This window comes from Methyloparacoccus sp. NF-16 (assembly GCF_056880625.1).
The window spans coordinates 388,646-402,698 of the sequence record NZ_CP174130.1 but is presented as its reverse complement, the minus strand read 5'-3'; the positions used below and the strand labels follow the sequence as shown (position 1 = coordinate 402,698).

Below are 14,053 nucleotides of genomic sequence, written 5' to 3'. Positions count from 1 at the left end.
CTGACCGCCCGCCATCCCCTGCCGTTGACAGTCTCCGGGGGCCTCGGTACTTTTACACGCTTGCCCGCGGTTCCCGCGCCTCAGCCCTCCAGCCCTGCAGCAGCCTCGATGGAAGAATTCCAACGCATCAAACGATTGCCCCCCTATGTCTTCAACATCGTCAACGAACTCAAGGCAAAGCAGCGCGCGGCGGGAGTCGACATCATCGATTTCGGCATGGGTAACCCGGATCGCGCCACGCCCCGGCACATCGTCGACAAGCTGATCGAGGTCTCGCAGAAGGGCGCCGCCCACCGCTATTCCGTCTCCAAGGGCATCATCCGCCTGCGCAAGGCCATCTGCGGCTGGTACGAACGCCGCTTCGGCGTGGAACTGGACCCGGATTCCCAGGCCATCGTCACCATCGGCTCCAAGGAAGGCCTGGCGCATCTGGCCATGGCCACCATGGGCCCCGGCGATGCCGCCCTGGTGCCCAATCCCGCCTATCCGATCCATCCCTACGGTTTCGTGCTGGCTGGCGCCGACGTGCGTCATGTGCCGCTGGTGCCGGGCATGGACTTCTTCGAGGAGCTGGAAAAGGCCATCAAGACCTCCTGGCCGAAGCCGAAGATGCTGGTGCTCAACTTCCCCGGCAACCCGACCACCCAGTGCGTGGAACTGGAGTTCTTCGAGAAGGTCGTGGCCCTGGCCCGCGAGTACAAGATCTGGGTCGTGCATGACATAGCCTATGCCGATATCGTCTTCGACGGCTATGTCGCCCCCTCGATCCTGCAGGTCCCCGGGGCAACCGATGTCGCGGTGGAGTTCTTCACCCTCTCCAAGAGCTACAACATGCCCGGCTGGCGGGTCGGCTTCATGTGCGGCAACCGGGAACTGGTCGCCGCGCTGGGACGCATCAAGTCCTATCTCGACTACGGCACCTTCGCGCCCATCCAGGTGGCCGCCATCACCGCGCTGGAAGGTCCGCAGGACTGCGTGCAGGAAATCTGCGACACCTACCGCAGCCGCCGCGACGTGCTCTGGTCCAGCCTGAGCAGCATCGGCTGGGAGATCGAGAAGCCCAGGGCGACCATGTTCATGTGGGCGCCGATTCCCGAACCCTACCGCCACCTGGGATCGCTGGAGTTCGCCAAGAAGATGCTGCTGGAAGCCCAGGTCGCCGTCTCGCCCGGCATCGGCTTCGGCGAATACGGCGACGACCACGTCCGCTTCAGCCTGATCGAAAACGAGCATCGCACGCGCCAGGCCGTGCGCGGCATCAAGGCCATGATGCGCAAGGACAGCGCCGCCTGAGCCCGCCCCCATCGCGCCTGTCGCCTACCAGGAGGATCCTGCTTTGAAACCCGTCACTATCGGCATACTCGGACTCGGCACCGTCGGCGGCGGCACGGTCAGCGTTCTCCGGCGCAACGCCACGGAAATCACCCGCCGCGCCGGCCGCGAGATCCAGATCCGCGCCGCCTCGGCCCGCGATCTCGGCCGCGCCCGCATCTGCGACACCGCCGGCATCCAGCTGACCACCGACGCCTTCGCCATCGTCAACGATCCCGCCATCGACATCGTCGTCGAGCTGATCGGCGGCATCAGTCCCGCGCGCGAACTGGTGCTGGCGGCGCTGGAAAACGGCAAGCACGTCGTCACCGCCAACAAGGCGCTGATCGCCCTGCACGGCAACGAAATCTTCGCCAAGGCCCGCGAGAAGGGGCTGATGGTCGCCTTCGAGGCCGCGGTCGCCGGAGGCATCCCCGTCATCAAGGCCATCCGCGAAGGCCTGGCCGGCAACACCGTGGAGTGGCTGGCCGGCATCATCAACGGCACATGCAACTTCATCCTGACCGAGATGCGCGACAAGGGCCGGGACTTCGCCGACGTGCTGGCCGAGGCCCAGGCGCTGGGCTATGCCGAGGCCGACCCGACCTTCGACGTCGAGGGCATCGACGCCGCGCACAAGCTGACCATCCTCGCCTCCATCGCCTTCGGCATCCCGCTGCAGTTCGACAAGGTCCATGTCGAGGGCATCAGCGGCATCACCGCGCTGGATGTCGCCTATGCCGAGGCGCTGGGCTATCGCATCAAGCTGCTCGGCATCGCCCGCCGCGCGCCGGCGGGCATCGAGCTGCGCGTGCATCCGACGCTGATTCCCGAACGGCGGCTGATCGCCAACGTCAACGGCGTCATGAACGCGGTGCTGGTCAAGGGCGACGCAGTCGGCCCGACGCTTTACTACGGCGCCGGCGCCGGCGCCGAACCGACGGCTTCCTCGGTAGTGGCCGACCTCGTCGACGTGGTGCGCACCCTGACCGCCGATCCGCACAACCGGGTGCCGCACCTGGCCTTCCAGCCCGGCGCCATCGCCGATCTGCCGATCCTGGCCATTGGCGAGGTGGAAACGGCCTACTACCTGCGCCTCAGCGCCAGCGACCAGCCCGGTGTGCTCGCCGATGTCACCCGCATCCTGGCCAACCATGGCATCAGCATCGAGGCCATCCTGCAGAAGGAGCCGCCGGAGGGCGAGAGCCAGCTGCCGGTCATCATGCTCACCCACCGGGTTCGCGAACGGAAACTGAACGACGCCCTGGCCCAGATCGAGGCGCTGCCCACGATCGGCGGGCCGGTCAAGCGCATCCGGGTGGAGACGCTAGGTTAGCCGCCCCACCCGCCTACGAACCTCGCCATCAGAAAGCAAGCACCTTCCATGACCTCTCCCACCCGCTATACCGGCCTGATCGACAAATACCGCAACCGCCTGCCGGTTGCGCCGGAAACCAGGGCCGTCAGCCTCAACGAAGGCAACACGCCGCTGATCCAGCTGGTCAACATCCCCCGGCTGATCGGCAAGCATGTCGACCTGTTCGTGAAGTTCGAGGGCCTGAACCCGACCGGCTCATTCAAGGATCGCGGCATGACCATGGCCGTGACCAAGGCGGTCGAGGCCGGCAGCCGCGCCATCGTCTGCGCCTCCACCGGCAATACCTCGGCGGCGGCGGCGGCCTACGCGGCCCGTGCCGGCATCACCTGTTTCGTGCTGATTCCCGACGGCAAGATCGCCCTCGGCAAGCTGGCCCAGGCCATGATCCACGGTGCCAGGGTGCTGCAAATCCAGGGCAACTTCGACGACGGCATGCGACTGGTGAAGGAAATCGCCGATCACGCGCCGGTCACCATCGTCAACTCGATCAACCCATTCCGGCTACAGGGGCAGAAAACCGCCGCCTTCGAGATCATCGAGGCGCTGGGCCGCGCGCCGGACTACCATTGCCTGCCGGTCGGCAACGCCGGCAATATCACCGCGCACTGGATCGGCTACACCGAGGCGACCTGCGCGCCGGGCCACAAGCCCACCGATGCCTGCGCCTTCTGCCACGGCGATTGCCGGTATACCGGCATCGGCAAGCTCTGCGAGAACCGCCCGGTCATGGTCGGCTACCAGGCCGCCGGCGCCGCGCCCTTCCTGCGCGGCCACATGGTCGACGAACCGGAAACCGTCGCCACCGCCATCCGCATCGGCCACCCGCAATCCTGGGAGCAGGCCTGGACCGCCAGCCGCGAATCCGGCGGCTGGTTCGACGAACTGACCGATGCCGAAATCCTCGCCACACAGAAGCTGCTGTCGGAAAAGGAAGGCATCTTCTGCGAACCCGCCTCCGCCACATCCGTGGCCGGCGTCCTGCGCGACCTCAAATCCGGCAGGATTCCCGAGGGCAGAACCATCGTCTGCACCCTCACCGGCAATGGCCTCAAGGACCCCGACACCGCCATCGGCCAGTGCGACATCCAGCCCAGCAAGGTTCCCGCCACGCTGGAGGCCGTCAAGGGCGCGATTCTGGAAGCCATGTAGCGCACTGCCCATCCCCACGCCCCGTCGGCCGAGTCGCCGACCCTGGCTGACGGGCAGTTACCTGCGTCGCCAAGTACGGTCAAGATTTACCTCTGCGGCTACAACTTCGACACGCAAATCGCCATCCTACCCAGTTCCTGCAACGCTGGGGTGGCAGGGTCGCCACGATAGCATCGGCCGATATCACATGTGCGTGTTCACCCCGGTCGTTGTCGCCGAAGGGGGTGCGAGCTTGTTAATTATCGTTCCATCGCATGGTTGCGCCTGACATCATGACTGCGGGGGAGGTACAGTCCTCACTGTGTGAGATCCTGCATGTCGTAACGACCCTGTGCGACCGGCACGGTGTCGAATACGTTCTGATTGGGGGTGGATGTCTCGGCATCGCCCGGCATAACCGCGCGCTGATTCCTTGGGATGACGACCTCGATATCGCCGTATGGGCTGGAGACATGCCCAACTTCCTCGCCGCCATGCGGCACTTGCCAGCGAGATTCAGACTGCTCCCGGAGAAGCGACCCCAGTACCCGGCCTACAAGGTGTCGGATACTCGCACCCAGGTCGATGGACAAACCGGCTTCGACGACCCTTGCGGCATTTTCATCGATGTCATTCCGATGATGCACTGGCAGTCTCTCGGCTGGAAACGCCTGGATAATCTGCTCGCGCGCATCACGGCTTTCAAGGAGCATCCGTACTCGGCGGATTGGTGGAAACAACTGGTGAAGCGCGCGGTCAGCGCGACCGCACTGTATCGGCTAGTGCCGCTGGTTTACCGTATGGGTCTTCAGGCCATGTTCGAGCGGATGGACCTCCGCTGCCGGCTCGGCAGGATTGGCATCATATCCGGAGCCATCGGGCGGCCATGGGTCGGCAAATATCCGTGGAGTACCGTATATCCACTGCAGCGAGATCGGCTAGCCGGCGTGGAGGTGTTGGTGCCGAATGACCTGAATCGATTCCTCACGCTCCGCTACGGTGCCGATTACATGAAGCCCCTGGAACCGGCGCGGCGCTGGACACACTTCGGGGAAGCGCGCCGGGTACAACATCCGCATGACTAGAATCCTGACGTTCGGTGCATTCGATCTCCTGCACTATGGCCACCTGCGGCTGCTCGCTCGCGTCAGAGCCATGGGGGAACACCTGATTGTCGGGCTGGCGACGGACGACATCATCATGGCCGGGGGAAAACCGAAGCCCTACTACTCGCATGCCATCCGTCGCGAGATGTTGCTCCACACGCGCCATGTCGATGCAGTGCTTACGCTCGATGGTCCAATCGACGGTACAGGGCGGGTGAAGATCATTCGCCAAAAGATCGACATGGTGCGCAGACACCAGATCACCCTCGTAGCAATGGGGCAGGATTGGGAGGGAGAATACGAGTTCCTGACGCCATGGTGTGACGTTGTCTACATCGAACGGACACCGGGCATTTCGTCAACGACCCTCAGAAATACTTTAGGGGGCGGCTATGCGCCGTTGGATACGGGACCTGGTGCGGACGGCGACCGATGGCGAGACCACGCAGCCGGGCGCGAGACCAGCGAATCAGGCTGAATCGACCTCGCCCACCATCCGTCAGTCCAACTCGGCCAAACTGACCTCTGTCAACGCGCCCTCGCTTAACCCGCCCACGGGGTAACCGGCCTAGGGCTTACGCCGCATAATCAATGCGGGATTCGCCGAATGCCGATCTGACAGCTACAGCACCTCGAGTGGCTAGCCGCCCACCATAACCGGATTGACCGGCGAGCGATGTCGGCACAGCCCCAAACCACCTGAGGCGACAAAGTCCCTCACACCGTCGCGGGGTTGCTCCGCCCCCCCCTGCCCCGGCCTACGGTTCCACCATCGGCCGCGTCGATCCCGAGAAAAGCGCCACGCATCCCCGAACCGTGACGTGGGAATACGGAAAATAGCCTTCGAGCAGACGGCGGAGATCCGCCTCGTCGTCGGCTGAATTGCCGAAGATGCCCTTGCGGTTGTAGAGCGCCATCAGGCGTCGGCCCAGCGCGTTGTGCGCCACACCCAAGCCAAGAATCGTGCTCCCGAACAGGCATCCGCCGGCGGGGTCCAGCAACGGAAGCAGATGGTCGAACAGCACGCGGCCCTTGTCCCGGATCGGCCCCGGGAGGCAGTGCAGCAAATAGTTCGCGGCAATGGAGCCGTAACCCGAACCCGGCCTGGGCAGACCCAGCGGCTCCAGCACATTGGCCCGATAGCTGCGGGGTCGATAACATGCCAGCCGCCGTGCGGCCTTCGCCAGCGTCTCAGGGTGAATATCGAGCAGGTCGATCCGGGGATCGGCGACGGGAAAACGGCAATGATCGGGAAAGTACCCCGTGCCGGCACCCACCTCCAGGTGACACGCGGACACACGGCGGTCGTAAAGCGCCAGGATGTGCCGCGAGGGGCAGCGCCAGGCGCAGCGATTGGAGAACCCCAGCACATAGGCGTCATAGACCGCCAGCAGGGTCCGGCTGTAGATGGCCGCGCCGGGTGGCAGCGCGGCCGGCGACCCGTCGTTTCCCGCGACCGTCACGGGCCATCTCCCCGGTCGCGGGCAGCCGCCGGAATCAGGCTTTCTTCAGGAAACACGCCTTCAGCATGTAGCTGATGCCGTCGATCTTGCAATCGACCTCGTGGTCGCCGTCGCGAAGGCGGATATTCTTGGCCTTGGCACCCTTCTTGAGGGTGGTCGAGCTGCCCTTGACCTTGAGATCCTTGATCAGCAGCACCGAATCGCCATCGGCCAGTGGCGTGCCGTTGGCATCGCGCACCACGGCATCGGTGGCGCCAACCTCATCGCCTGTAGCCGACAGCGGCCACTCGTGGAAACAGTCGGGGCAGACGTGGTTCTCGCCGTCGCTGTAGACATGCTCGCCCTTGCAGGCCGGACAAACGGGTGATGTCATGGGTCCTCCCAACGGTATTCAGGGCAACTGGACAACGGCGGGCGCCTGCCAGCCGGGCTTGCGGTGTTCGGCGACCACATGGGTATAGACGCCGCCACGCACATTGAAACGGGCGGTCAGGCGCATGAAGCGCGGCTGGGTGGCGGCGACCAGATCGTCGAGGATGCGGTTGGTCACCGCCTCGTGGAAGGCGCCCTCGTCGCGGTACGACCAGATGTAGAGCTTGAGCGATTTCAGCTCCACGCAATGCCGGTCGGGAACGTATTCCAGGTGCAGGGTGGCGAAATCCGGCTGGCCGGTCTTGGGACACAGGCAGGTGAACTCCGGCATGTCGATGCGGATGGTGAAATCCCGCTCGGGCTGCGGATTGTCGAAGGTTTCCAGTTGCTTGCTGGGCTGGGTGGTCATGGCGGACGTGGCGCTCCGGGTTGGGGAAGAGCCGGGGCAAAGGCCCGGCAGGCGGCCGGGACAGCGCTTCGGGAGAAGCGGCCCGGGCGAAAAGTCGAGTCGGCTATAATAGCCGGTCTCCCTGCCGCCCAACCAGCACCCGCCTGCCGACGTTCCCGCCACCACCGTGCGCCTCGACCGAATCAAACTTGCGGGGTTCAAGTCCTTCGTCGATCCGACGACGATCCCGACGCCCGGCAACCTGATCGGCATCGTCGGGCCGAATGGCTGCGGCAAGTCCAACATCATCGATGCCGTACGCTGGGTGATGGGCGAAAGCTCCGCCAAGCACCTGCGCGGCGAGAGCATGGCGGACGTCATCTTCAACGGCTCCAGCAGTCGCAAGCCGGTCGGCATGGCCTCGGTCGAGCTGGTGTTCGACAACGGCGAGGGCAAGGCGCCTGGCGAATTCGCCCGCTACCCCGAGATTTCCATCAAGCGCCAGGTGACGCGCGACGGCACCTCGACCTACCTGCTCAATGGCACGCGCTGCCGGCGCAAGGACATCACCGATCTGTTCCTCGGCACCGGCCTGGGCTCGCGCAGCTACGCCATCATCGAACAGGGCACGATTTCCCGGCTGATCGAGGCCAGGCCAGCCGAGCTGCGCGAACTCATCGAGGAAGCCGCCGGCATCTCCAGGTACAAGGAGCGCCGCCACGAGACCGAGCTGCGCATGGGCCACACCCAGGAAAACCTGGACCGGCTGCTGGACCTGCGCGAGGAGGTCGAGAAGCAGCTGGAAAGCCTCAAGCGCCAGGCCCGCAAGGCGGAGAAATACACCGCGCTGAAGGACGAGGAGCGCCGCTATCGCGAGCAGTTGCTGGGCCTGCGCTGGCGCAAGTACGAGGCCGAATTCCAGGCCCAGCAGGTACGGCTGGCCGAGTGCGAGTCGCGCTTCCGCGTCCTCGCGGAGGAGGATCACGGCCTGACGGCCACCCAGGCGACACAGCAGGCCTTGCAGGACGCCCTGCAGAAGACCCTGAACCAGGAACAGGCGCGGTTCTACGAACTGGGCGCGGACATCAGCCGGCTGGCGCAATCCCTGCGCCATGCCCGCGAGACGCACGAAAACCTGGTGCAGGAGGAAACGCGGCTGTGCCAGGAACAGCACCAGGCCGCGCAGGATCTGGAGCAGGACCGCTTGCAGCTCGACACCCTGCGCGAGAGCCTGGCCGATGTCGAAAGCGGGCTGGAGGAAGCCCGCATGGCGGAGATCGAGGCCAGCGACCGGCGCGAGGCGGCCGATGGCGAGCTCCGGTCGGCGCGCCAGTCATTCGAGCAGCTGAGCGCCGCCATCGGCCACTGGCGCAGCCAGCGCGACATCCAGCAGGCCCGCATCGCCCAGCTGGAACAGCACGCGCGGCAGCTGGAAAGCCGCCGCGAGCGGCTGGACCGGGAGCGCCAGGAGGTTGAAGCCGCCGTGAACGCCGAAGCGCTGGACGAACTGGAGCAGGCCGTGGCCGAACTGGAAGCCGAGCGCGGTGAACTTCAGGCGACGCTGGCCGGACTGCACGAGCGTATCCAGGACGGGCGCGAGCGGCTGAAACAGCTCCAGCAGGACCTGAATGGCCAGCGGGCGGAACAGCACGCCGTGGCCGGCAAGATCAGTTCGCTGGAAACCCTGCAGGAACACGCCATGGGCAAGGACCGGGCGCCGCTGCAACGCTGGCTCGCCGAGCAGGGTTTGGCCGAGACGCCCCGCCTGGCCGAACATCTGGAGGTCCAGCCGGGCTGGGAAACGGCGGTGGAAACGGTCCTGGGCGGCCATCTCCAGGCACTCTGCATCGCGGAGCGCGCCGAGGTCCTGGCGCCGCGCCTGTCGACGCTGTCCGGCGAATCGCTGACACTGCTCGAGACCCGCGTGCCGGCCGCTCGCCCGGATGGCGCGCCGCAACGCCTGCTGGCGCGCGTCGGCTGCCCCTGGAATCTCGAACCCCTGCTCGGCGCGATCCACTGCGCCGACGATCTGCCCGGTGCCCTCGCCCTGAGCGGTGACCTGGCGCCGCATGAATCGGTGGTTACCCCCGACGGCACACGCCTCGGCACCGGCTGGCTGTCGCTGCAGCGCCCCGCGGCCAGCCAGGCCGGCGTCATCAAGCGCGAGCGCGAACTCAAGGCCCTCAAGGCCGATCACGCGCGGCTGTGCGAGACCGTGGCCCGGCTCGAAGAGGCGCTGCACGCCACCGAGGCGGCCACGCGGGCAGCCGAACACGAGCGCGAGCAGCGGCAGGCCGAAGAGCGCCGTCTGGGTGCCGAACATGGTCGCGCCAAAGCCGAGCTGAGCGCGGCGCGGGCACGCTGCGAGCAGGCCTCGAAGCGGCTGCGGCAGGTTCAGGCCGAGCTTGCCGACCTGGCCGAGCAGCTCGCCGAACACACCGAGACGCTGGAGGAGAGCCGCCTGCAGCGCCTCGAAGCCGGGGAACGGCTGGCCGGGCTGGAGCTGGACGCCGCCGAATACGCCGACGGCCGCCATCGCCTCGAAGACCGCCTTGGCGAGGCCGACGCCGCCCTGCGGCTGGCGCGGGACCAGGTCGCGGGACTCGCAAGCCGCGCCGAAGGCCTGCGCGCCAGCGAGGCGCTCACCGGTCGCCACCTGCAGCGTGCGCAGCAGCTCTACGACCAGGCCTCGCAGCGGCTGGATGCCCTGCGCGCCCGCCTGCAGGAAACCGGCTCGCCGAGCGAGGACAGCGAAACCGAGCTGGCCGCCCTGCAGCAGGAAAAATCCCGCTCGGAACAGGCGCTGGCGGGCCTCCGGCAACGGGCGGATGAACTGGAGAAGGCGCTGCGCGCCAGCAGCGAGGCCCGGCTCCGCAATGAGCGCGCGCGCGCCGAGACCAAGGAGCGACTGGAGACAATCCGGCGGGAACTGTCCGCCAACGAGGTCCGCCGGCAGACGGTCCAGGAACAGTTCGAGGAACTCGGCGCCGAACCGGCCGCCGTCATGGCCGGCCTGCCCGAAGAGGCCGACGAGAAACGCTGGCAGCAGCGCGTCGCCGAACTGGGCGAGGAAATCGCCCGCCTCGGCGCCGTCAACCTGACGGCGCGGGAGGAGTACCTCGCCCAGGAGGAGCGGCTGGCCTTTCTCGACCAGCAGCACCGGGATCTGGGCGACTCGCTCGCCACCCTGCGGGAGGCCATCGAAAAAATCGACCGGGAATGCCGCACGCGTTTCAAGGACACCTTCGAGCGCATCAATGCCGGCCTGCAGCGTATGTTCCCGAAGCTGTTCGGCGGCGGCCAGGCCAGCCTGGAACTCACCGACCGCGATCTGCTGGAAACCGGCGTCACCGTCATCGCCCGCCCGCCGGGCAAGCGCAACAGCTCCATCCACCTGCTGTCGGGCGGGGAAAAGGCGCTGACGGCGGCGGCCCTGGTGTTCGCGATCTTCGAGCTGAATCCGGCGCCGTTCTGCCTGCTGGACGAGGTGGACGCGCCGCTGGACGACGCCAACGTCGGCCGCTTCGGCGAGTTGGTCAAGGAAATGTCCGAAAGGGTACAATTTTTGTTCATTTCCCATAACAAGGCCACCATGGAAATCGCCCAGCATCTGGCCGGGGTCACCATGAAAGAGCCCGGCGTGTCCCGCATCGTCGCCGTCGACATCGACGCGGCGGTCGAACTGGCGGCTGTTTGAACACCGAGAATCAGCGATGGATAGAGATACCGTTCGCCTGTTATTGATCGCCACTGGCCTGGTCGTGCTGGCGGGCATCTATCTCTGGCACCGCTTCCGGCAGCCCTTGCTGAGCCGGCTGTCGCGCGGATCCGGAGCGGACCAGCCAGACCAGGGCGCGGGGGACGAGGCCGAAGCCCCGGACGACGATTTCGAGGAGACCGTCCGCATCATTACGCCCGGCGCCGGTACCCGCAAGGAACCCCAGCTCGACGGGCTCGACTTCGCCGACATGGAGGAATACGAGCTGGAGTCGATCGTCGAGGAGGAGACGCGCGCCGACAACGGCGCGCCGGCAGCGGCCCAGGCGGGCGAGGGTGGCGCCCCGTTCCTGATCCAGGTCAGCGTGGTGGCCGGTCCCGGGCGTTTCTTCCACGGCGCCGAGCTCAGGCAGGCGCTGCTGGACGCCGACCTGCTGTACGGCGAGATGGGCATCTTCCATCGCTACGACCGCGACCTGACCCAGACCCAGTTCAGCGTCGCCAGCCTGGTCGAGCCCGGCACCTTCCCCATCGACGCCATGGAGCATTTCGACTGCCCCGGCATCGTGCTGTTCTTCCAGACCGCGCGGGTGTCCGATCCGCTCGGCATCTACGACGACCTGGTCAACACCAGCCGCGAGCTGGCCCAGCGCCTGCATGGCATCCAGTGGGACGAGGCCCGCCAGCCGCTGAGCGCCAGCAAGGTTGCCCACATGCGCAACCTGCTCAAGCAACCCATCGCCCCGTCGCCGACCGCGTGAACGTTCCCGAACCCGTCCGCCGGCAGGTTGCCGAACTGCGCGAGACCATCAATTTCCACAACCGCCGCTACCACCAGCTCGACGACCCGCTGATCGCCGACGCCGAGTACGACCAGCTGATACAGGAACTGCTGCGGCTGGAGCAGGCCTACCCGGAACTCCGGACCGCCGACTCCCCGACCCAGCGGGTCGGCGCCCCGCCCGTCGAGGCATTCGCCGAGGTGCAACATCGGATACCGATGCGCTCGCTCGACAATGCCTTCAACGCGGAACAAGTACAAAAGTTCCATCAAGACCACTTTGCCAGTCCCCGACAGGGGCGCGGAACGAACTCTGGCCGCGAATCCGAAAGCAACAAAATCCCACCGCAAAAGGTTTTCTACTGGGTCGAGCCCAAACTGGACGGTTTGGCCGTTAACCTGACCTACGAAAATGGGCGGCTCAAGTCCGGCGCCACCCGCGGCGACGGCATCATTGGGGAAGACATTACCGCCAACGCTCGCACCATCAGCAGTATTCCCGATCAACTCCTTGGTGAAGGCTGGCCCCAGCTTTTTGAGGTAAGAGGCGAGGTCTTCATGCCTGTTGCGGGCTTCAGGCAACTCAACGAAATAGCCAGGACAAGAGGTGAAAAAACCTTCATCAATCCCAGAAACGCCGCTGCGGGTAGTCTAAGGCAACTCAATCCAGAAGTTACCGCGACCCGGCCACTGGCTTTTTTCTGCTATGGCATTGGCTACTTTCCGAATGACCTTTTGCCAGACAGCCAGAGCCAGCTCATGGCGCTGCTGAAGACATGGGGCCTCCCGGTTAACCCCGAAGCCCGGTTGGTCGAGGGTTCGGAGGGATGCCTTGTCTACTACGAAGAAATCCTTTCCCGCAGGCATTCGCTGGATTATGAAATCGATGGCGTGGTATACAAAATCGACCTGCTGGAACTGCAGCGGATTCGAGATTCGACCGCTCACCATCCCCGCTGGGCCATCGCCCACAAGTTCCCGGCCGAGGAGGCCACCACCCGCGTGACGGCCATCGACGTCCAAGTCGGCCGTACCGGCGCCCTGACCCCGGTGGCCCGGCTGGAACCGGTCTTCGTCGGCGGCGTCACCGTCACCAACGCCACCCTGCACAACGCCGACGAGGTGCACCGCAAGGACATCCGCGTCGGCGATAGCGTCGTTGTCCGGCGGGCCGGCGACGTGATCCCGGAAATCGTCAGGAGCCTAGTGGACATGCGGCCGGCGGACGCCCCGCCATTCGCGATGCCGGACCGCTGCCCGAAGTGCGGCTCGGAGATCGAGCAGGTGGAGGACGAGGCCATTGCCCGCTGCAGCGGCGGCCTCTACTGCCCTGCCCAGCACAAGGAGGCCGTCAAGCATTTCGCCTCCCGCAAGGCCATGAACATCGACGGCCTCGGCGACAGGCTGGTCGACCAATTGCTGGAGAAGGGCCTGATCGCGACGGTGGCGGATCTTTACCGGCTGGAAACCGAACCGCTGGCCCGGCTCGAACGCCTGGGCGAGAAATCCGCCGCCAACCTGGTCGCCGCCATCGCCGCCAGCCGGCGGACCACCCTGCCGCGCTTCCTCTATGCCCTCGGCATCCGCAAGGTCGGCGAAGTCAAGGCCCGCACGCTGGCCGAGCATTTCCGCGACCTCGATCCGCTGATGCGTGCCAGCGAGGCCGAGCTTCAGGCGGTTCCCGACGTCGGTCCAGCGGTGGCGCACCACCTTCACACCTTCTTCCGGCAGCCGCACAATCTGGCCGTCATCCAGGACCTCAGAGCCGCCGGGGTCGCGTGGGAAAGGCTGCCGGAACGGCCCAAGCCCGCCGCCCTGCCACTGGCCGGCAAGACCTTCGTCATCACCGGTACGCTGGCAGGCCTGTCGCGCGAGGACGCCAAGGCGCTGGTGCTGTCCCTGGGCGGCAAGGCGACCGGCAGCGTCTCGGCCAGGACCGACTATCTGGTCGCCGGCGCCGAACCGGGCGCCAAGCTGACCAGGGCACAGGCGCTGGGCGTGCCGATCCTGGACGAAGCCGGCTTCCTGGCGCTGTGCCATTCTCCCGCCACGGAGGCCGCATGAACCGCCGGCTCGCCGCCCTGGCCACTTCGCTGCTGGTGGCGAGCGGGACCGGCTGCACCACGATGATGCTGGAGAAACAGGGCAAACCCAAGGCCGAGCATGCCAGCGTCTGCCCGGTGGTGTACGCGATGACCCGCCTCGATGTCGCGGCACTGGACTGGGCATTTGCCGCCGACCCCAGACCCGCCGATCCCTGCCTGGCCCTCTATTATCCGAAGGCGGCGCAGGACACGCTGTACCAGACCTCTACCCGTTACCTGTCGCCGCTGATGATGCTGAGCCTGCCGCTGGACGTGGTGGTCGACACGCTGGTCCTGCCCATCAGTCTCAGCCGGGCGAACTAGC

The 14,053-nt window shown here is 66.1% G+C and carries 12 protein-coding genes; 9 read left to right on the top strand and 3 right to left on the bottom strand.

What is annotated here, in order from left to right; all coding sequences use genetic code 11:
• Window positions 1-108: 108 nt before the first annotated feature.
• The 5 genes from alaC to ACH5N8_RS01800 all read left to right on the top strand — a co-directional run bounded on the left by alaC (window position 109) and on the right by ACH5N8_RS01800 (window position 5,401).
• Window positions 109-1,293 carry an alanine transaminase gene (gene alaC / locus ACH5N8_RS01820; protein ID WP_460027064.1) on the top strand — a complete coding sequence of 395 codons (1,185 nt, stop codon included), beginning with the start codon at window positions 109-111 and terminating at the stop codon, window positions 1,291-1,293.
• Window positions 1,294-1,336: 43 nt separating this feature from the next.
• Window positions 1,337-2,647, top strand: a complete 1,311-nt coding sequence (locus tag ACH5N8_RS01815; RefSeq protein ID WP_483282274.1) for a homoserine dehydrogenase — start codon at window positions 1,337-1,339, stop codon at window positions 2,645-2,647.
• Between the two features lie 48 nt (window positions 2,648-2,695).
• Window positions 2,696-3,838 carry a threonine synthase gene (gene thrC / locus ACH5N8_RS01810; RefSeq protein ID WP_483282273.1) on the top strand — a complete coding sequence of 381 codons (1,143 nt, stop codon included), beginning with the start codon at window positions 2,696-2,698 and terminating at the stop codon, window positions 3,836-3,838.
• A gap of 254 nt (window positions 3,839-4,092) precedes the next feature.
• Window positions 4,093-4,902 carry a LicD family protein gene (locus tag ACH5N8_RS01805; protein ID WP_483282272.1) on the top strand — a complete coding sequence of 270 codons (810 nt, stop codon included), beginning with the start codon at window positions 4,093-4,095 and terminating at the stop codon, window positions 4,900-4,902.
• A complete protein-coding gene (locus tag ACH5N8_RS01800) occupies window positions 4,895-5,401 on the top strand; it encodes an adenylyltransferase/cytidyltransferase family protein (RefSeq protein ID WP_483282271.1) in 507 nt (168 codons plus the stop codon). The genes ACH5N8_RS01805 and ACH5N8_RS01800 overlap by 8 nt, the downstream gene beginning before the upstream one ends.
• Before the next feature lie 280 nt (window positions 5,402-5,681).
• Here ACH5N8_RS01800 and ACH5N8_RS01795 read toward each other — a convergent pair whose 3' ends face one another.
• The 3 genes from ACH5N8_RS01795 to queF are packed head-to-tail and all read right to left on the bottom strand — an operon-like array spanning window position 5,682 to window position 7,167.
• Window positions 5,682-6,386: a class I SAM-dependent methyltransferase gene (locus tag ACH5N8_RS01795; RefSeq protein ID WP_483282270.1), complete on the bottom strand. Its 705-nt coding sequence runs from the start codon at window positions 6,384-6,386 to the stop codon at window positions 5,682-5,684.
• Between the two features lie 34 nt (window positions 6,387-6,420).
• Entirely contained in the window at window positions 6,421-6,759 is a 339-nt protein-coding gene (locus ACH5N8_RS01790) for a zinc ribbon domain-containing protein YjdM (protein WP_460027058.1), read from the bottom strand.
• Window positions 6,760-6,777: 18 nt separating this feature from the next.
• Complete coding sequence (queF, locus tag ACH5N8_RS01785; RefSeq protein WP_460027057.1) at window positions 6,778-7,167, bottom strand: preQ(1) synthase; 390 nt, start codon at window positions 7,165-7,167, stop codon at window positions 6,778-6,780.
• Between the two features lie 166 nt (window positions 7,168-7,333).
• On the opposite strand from queF, the gene smc reads away from it, so the two are divergent.
• Genes smc through ACH5N8_RS01765 form a run of 4 tightly spaced genes read left to right on the top strand, consistent with a single transcriptional unit; the run spans window position 7,334 to window position 14,052 of the window.
• Window positions 7,334-10,843 (top strand): chromosome segregation protein SMC, encoded by a 3,510-nt coding sequence (gene smc, locus ACH5N8_RS01780; RefSeq protein ID WP_483282269.1) that lies wholly within the window; start codon window positions 7,334-7,336, stop codon window positions 10,841-10,843.
• 16 nt (window positions 10,844-10,859) lie between these two features.
• Entirely contained in the window at window positions 10,860-11,624 is a 765-nt protein-coding gene (locus ACH5N8_RS01775) for a cell division protein ZipA (RefSeq protein ID WP_483282268.1), read from the top strand.
• Window positions 11,621-13,708 (top strand): NAD-dependent DNA ligase LigA, encoded by a 2,088-nt coding sequence (gene ligA, locus ACH5N8_RS01770; RefSeq protein ID WP_483282267.1) that lies wholly within the window; start codon window positions 11,621-11,623, stop codon window positions 13,706-13,708. Before ACH5N8_RS01775 ends, ligA begins: the two co-directional genes overlap by 4 nt.
• Entirely contained in the window at window positions 13,705-14,052 is a 348-nt protein-coding gene (locus ACH5N8_RS01765) for a YceK/YidQ family lipoprotein (RefSeq protein WP_483282266.1), read from the top strand. The genes ligA and ACH5N8_RS01765 overlap by 4 nt, the downstream gene beginning before the upstream one ends.
• The last annotated feature ends 1 nt before the right edge of the window (window position 14,053 follow it).